This window comes from Sulfurimonas sp. (genome assembly GCF_047622445.1).
Taxonomy (GTDB): Bacteria; Campylobacterota; Campylobacteria; order Campylobacterales; family Sulfurimonadaceae; genus Sulfurimonas.
Genome location: NZ_JBLHOE010000111.1, coordinates 1 through 5,108 on the forward strand (window position 1 = coordinate 1; position 5,108 = coordinate 5,108).

Here is a 5,108-nt window from a genome sequence, read left to right on the forward strand (position 1 = left end):
ATTTTAATTATTTCAGAACGCTTACCTGTTGATTCACCAGAACCACCTGCTAAAAGATAAATCATACCATCGCTACCCCATTTCATAATAGATGGTCCAGTAAGTGGTTGTTTTTGATGGTTTTTTCGAATTCCATCTGATAAATATCCTGAACCATACTCTTTCATTCCACGGCGTTTATCAGGATACAAGCCTGAAACAACTCGTCTGTTTTTGGTGTCTATATTCCATGCAACAATAGTTCCTGCATTTTGATAGTTTGGATTAGTCCATCTAACAACTGAAAAAAACTCACGCGTTTGCGGACGAAAGATTCCTCCTGTCCATCTTGTTGATGCTTTTTGTTGTTTCCAAGCATCAAATTTTGGTCCCTTTCCGTATTTTACAGGCCATCGGTTGGTCATCTGTTTTTTTGGATTAGCACAGTTGATAATCCCTTCTTCAGGGTCAGTATTTTTATCATTGGGGTTGAGATACTTATGTCCAGTCCCTGTCACACGACAACGACAATCGACTTCAAGGTTTGTTTGAAAAAGTATGTGCTCCGTGTATTGTCCACACCCAAAGTTATAGTAAGGGCTTTCTTTATTAGTAGTAGAGCGAATACATTGTGCCTTGCCATTGTCTAACCTTGTATCTTGTCTACAGCTTGAACCGAAATCACATTTTTCGATTGGAGTTTTAGGATCTGATTTAAGAGCTACGTAGCTGTTATTATAGAGTGTTGTACCACCTAAAGGCCCAGGATAAACACAGCGTGTAGGCTCAGACTTTGGAGAAGAGTTGGCAGCCGCATTGTTAACAAAAATAAGCACAAAGGTAATTACCATTACACCTGAAAATTTTTGTAGTAAGTTTGTTATTTGGAATGTGTTCATTATTATCCTTTTTATTTATCCTAATGCTATCATACTAATGTCAGATAAATGTAAGATTATCATTTAAAAAAAGGTGTTGCCAATATGTCCAGATAAAGAAGTTGATTCTTTTAAAACAATAATTGCAAAGTTCGAAGAAACTTATCCTCAGTTTACCAAACTATTGAATGAATCAAAATATCATCAATACGCAGTTGATAGTATGGCAAGAGATATAACTCGTGAACGAAAAAAATCAGACAAAGCCCGTATGCCCCAATGTTCATTTGGAAAGTCTATGACAAAATCTCTTACCAATACTGTGAGTGGAAAAATCTGTTGATGAAATGTTGGAAAAACTACAAAGGTAACTTGTAATAACATATCATATTCAACCCCGGGGGTGTAACTGTAACTTGCTTTTACGACACTTTCATTATTGTCCAATATTAACTGATTTTGTCAGTAGTTCGTATTTGGTGTGCTTAGGCTTGATGGAAACGTGAAAGAGAGATAATTTCCTTAAAAAAAGTTATAAATTATGATAAAATGTATAATGATGAATAAACAAAATGTATTAAAAGTACGCACTTATATTGAAGATTATTATATTTTAGATGTAGAACACATCGGCAGGGATGTCATTATTTATCGCGCTGAAGATATGAAACATAATTTTGAAGTATGGTTACACGAATATTTTCCAGAGTCTATAGCGAAGCATTATCATAAAGTTGATGAGCAATCTACGGTTTATGTTCATCCGATGCAGAGTGAACTCTTCCATATAGGAAAAATAGAATTTCAAAATATATATAATAATCTCAAAATGGTGAATCATCCTTCTATTCCACTTGTATATGAACCCTTCGAATCTAGTAAAACTCTATTTGTATCGACAAAATACAATAAAAATACAACAACACTTCGTCAGCACTTAAGTAATTCTGCAAAAATATTTTCAGAAAAGCAGATTGGTATGCTTGTACTTAGTATCGTTAGAGCTTATGTTCTTTTGAAAGAACGTAAATTACAGATGTGTTTGTTAAATCCAGAAACTCTTCTAATTGATAATATAACACAAGAGCCTATAGTAGCTTATGTAGAATATATGAGTTTTGACGAGCAGGCGATACGAAGTTCTATTTACGAACTTGGAAAGCTACTCTATGAGATGATGGACAAAGAAAATTTTAGAGACAGCGAGCCTTTACAACTCTTGAAGCCAAATAAAGTTTATTCAGCAGAATTATGTGGATTGGTTAATCGTATGGTTTCTAATGATGCATCGAAATATTTTAAAACATTTCAAGAATTGCAAAATCTGCTACAAAGTTACCAATCTACTTCAGCACTCCATGAACCAGTTGTATATGAAAGAATACAGAGCAAATTTTCATCATATATTGGTTTTGCAAGTATTATATTTCTTGTTATTTTTATATTTCATATATTTACTCAAGCAGTTGTTGAAGTTAAAGACTTAACTTGGTTTGATTCTATGCGATATCATCTTATTGCGTATTTTGGAGATGTTAAAGGACAAAGTGCATTGGGGCAAATGTATGAAAAGGGTTATTACGTTGATATAGATATAAAAGAGGCAATAGTTTGGTACAAAAAAGCTGCACAACAATCTGATGTTGATTCACAATTAAGTTTAGTACATATATATAAAAATGTTGATGATGTAAAAGATGATAAGCTAGCCCTTAAAATACTTTTACAATTGGCAAGAGCAGGTAATCTTTATGCACAAAAATCACTTGCTTATATCTATATGGAAGGGAAAGGAGCACGACAAGATTATAAACAAGCTATGTACTGGTCTAAAAAAGCTCAAGAACAGGGTGACGCTTACTCATGTGGAGTTATCGGATGGATATATGAATCTGGTGGGCATGGAGTTGCAAAAGATCTGAGAAAAGCGCTTGATTGGTTTAAAAAAGGTATGGATAGAAACGACACATATTCCAAAGAAGAGTTTGTAAAGTTAGAGAAAAAAATAGAAAAGTTAGCTGAAATATCCTTGCAACAGAAAAGTGTACAAGAATATAGTTTGGGATACCAATATGAAAAAGGTAGAACAAGAGATAAAAATCATAAGCAGGCACTTAAACATTATAAGATATCAGCAAAGCTTGGTAATGTAAATGCAGAGTTTAGGTTGGCTCAGCTTTATGAAAGTAGCGAACAGATTCCCCGAGATTATTCTTCTGCACTCTATTGGTATAAAAAAGCTGCAGAACATGGAGAATCATTAGCATATTACCGTGTAAGTAAATTGTATCGTGCAGGTCATGGCGTAAATAAAGATGATGTGTTGGCTCTACAGTGGTGTAAAAAAGCTGCTGAACGTGGACTGGGTATAGCACAAGGTACAATGGGGCTTTGTTATGAGTTTGGCTGGGGAACAAGTATGAATTACAGTAAAGCTCGTTATTGGTATCAACTAGCCATAGAAAGTGGCTATCAAAATGCTGTAGGAAGACTTGAAAAGCTAGATAAAAAGGTGAAGGTAAAAAAAGAACAACAAGCCCAACAAAAAAGACAGAAATACTTAGTAAATATAAAGTCTCGACAAAAAAGACAGAAATACTTAAGGACAAATAATTCTAATAGTTCGTCAGTAAATGCTCGTGCATGCCATAGTTGTCATGGTAGAAATTTTGAAAAACGTGCTTTGGGTAAATCTGTGATAGTAGCAAATATGAGGAGTAAACATATTGCAATAGCATTAAAAGGTTATAAGAGGGGAACGTATGGTGGTTCTATGAAAGCTCTAATGAGAGGACAAGTCGCCAAATACTCTGACACTGCATTAGAAGCTTTTGCAAAAACTATAGGTCGGTAGATGGTGTAACGGTCGAATAGAACTATAAATTTTCGCTAGGTAATTTATTAGTTCCTAGGTTTTGTTGTACTTTTTAGTCTATTAAATCCATACTGTTTCGAATGCTCTCATCTATAAACTTAAAAAGTTCACTTTTATTATTAATAGCTTTTAAGTATTCGCTTCTATGTTCATTTTCAATGAGAGGTGGTACGATATTATTTTGTATAGCTTGAAAAGCCATTATTAATCTTCCAACTCTTCCATTGCCATCGGCAAATGGATGAACTCGTTCAAATAAAATATGAAATTCTGCAATATCTTCCAAGCTCATATTATTACTATTAAATCTATAAAGTAAATTTTCAATATCATTTGATATTTTATTAGGGGCAGATAGTTTTATATTTACACCTTTAATGTACCTCTCATCTAGTCTATATGCTCCAATAGGCTTTGAAATAAATTGTGGGGCTACATGTAGAGCATCTTCAAACATAATTGCATGAATATCTTTTATAAAACTACTATCAATAATATTTTCTTTATTTGTAGCTTCACGAACTATGACATCATAAGCTTTTGCAAATCCTAAGATTACAAGCTGTTCATGCAGTGGCTTGTCTCCTGCCGTATTTCCATGTTCAAGTAACTCTTTTGTTTCACCGTACGAGAGTGTTGTTCCTTCCATCGCATTTGAGTGATGAGTGATTGAGATACGAAGTTGTCTAAAAAGTTCTTCTCTTTGTTTTAGTGATAGCTCATTTAATTTATTCATTTATGCGTTCCTCACTTAGTTTAGTTGCCAATCAATCATTGTTAACATGCTAATTATGATGTGCTATTTTAGCATTATTTTATATAGACTTCTATCATTTTACTTTTTGCCATAAAATTTGTAGCATAGCTAAGCAGTTCATAAAAATCTTTATCAGTAAAATTAGCACTGTAAAGTTCTTGTAAATCATCTTTGCAAAATTTATCTGCATTATATATAGCATATAAAACTTTTGATAAAATCAATTTTTGTTCTATCTTGAATGGAAGTTCTTGAATTTTTGAGCCTATATCACTTAGAACTTCTTTATTAACTCCATTGGAAACTAACATCTTAGTATTAAAAGCTATACAGTATCTCCGACACTCTTTTTGGGCAATACACAGCCTTAGAAATGGCAATATATCTGCATTAATCTTTGGATGTTTAGAAAAATAGAGGTTGTAATCTAGAAAATCTTTTAATGATTGCATGTCTATTGTTGCAAACAACTCAAAGTGCGGAGGAACAAAACCTAAAGTTTTTTGAATTTTTTTGTAAAGAAGTTTTAAATCTCCTGATGCATCTTCGACTTTTATTGGTGTAATTATAAACATTATTTATCCTTGAATTAACTAGACCTATAAGTCTATTTTAAAAG

General features: G+C 33.0%; 5 protein-coding genes. 2 read left to right on the forward strand and 3 right to left on the reverse strand.

Going from position 1 to position 5,108, the window contains the following annotated elements; translation table 11 throughout:
* Positions 1 to 878: hypothetical protein (locus tag ACI9TV_RS15725; protein ID WP_415251768.1), on the reverse strand; the 878-nt coding region annotated here is incomplete at its 3' end.
* 73 nt (positions 879 to 951) lie between these two features.
* Here ACI9TV_RS15725 and ACI9TV_RS15730 point away from each other — a divergent pair.
* Both ACI9TV_RS15730 and ACI9TV_RS15735 read left to right on the forward strand, forming a co-directional pair.
* A complete protein-coding gene (locus ACI9TV_RS15730; protein ID WP_415251769.1) occupies positions 952 to 1,200 on the forward strand; it encodes a hypothetical protein in 249 nt (82 codons plus the stop codon).
* Positions 1,201 to 1,413: 213 nt separating this feature from the next.
* Positions 1,414 to 3,711, forward strand: coding sequence for a hypothetical protein (locus ACI9TV_RS15735; protein ID WP_415251770.1), 2,298 nt, complete (start codon positions 1,414 to 1,416; stop codon positions 3,709 to 3,711).
* A 73-nt stretch (positions 3,712 to 3,784) separates the two neighbouring features.
* On the opposite strand, the gene ACI9TV_RS15740 is transcribed toward ACI9TV_RS15735, so the two are convergent.
* Both ACI9TV_RS15740 and ACI9TV_RS15745 read right to left on the reverse strand, forming a co-directional pair.
* The gene (locus ACI9TV_RS15740; protein ID WP_415251771.1) at positions 3,785 to 4,468 is read right to left on the reverse strand and encodes a Fic family protein; all 684 of its coding nucleotides are present in this window, start codon (positions 4,466 to 4,468) and stop codon (positions 3,785 to 3,787) included.
* A gap of 74 nt (positions 4,469 to 4,542) precedes the next feature.
* The gene (locus ACI9TV_RS15745; protein WP_415251772.1) at positions 4,543 to 5,064 is read right to left on the reverse strand and encodes a hypothetical protein; all 522 of its coding nucleotides are present in this window, start codon (positions 5,062 to 5,064) and stop codon (positions 4,543 to 4,545) included.
* Between the last annotated feature and the right edge of the window lie 44 nt (positions 5,065 to 5,108).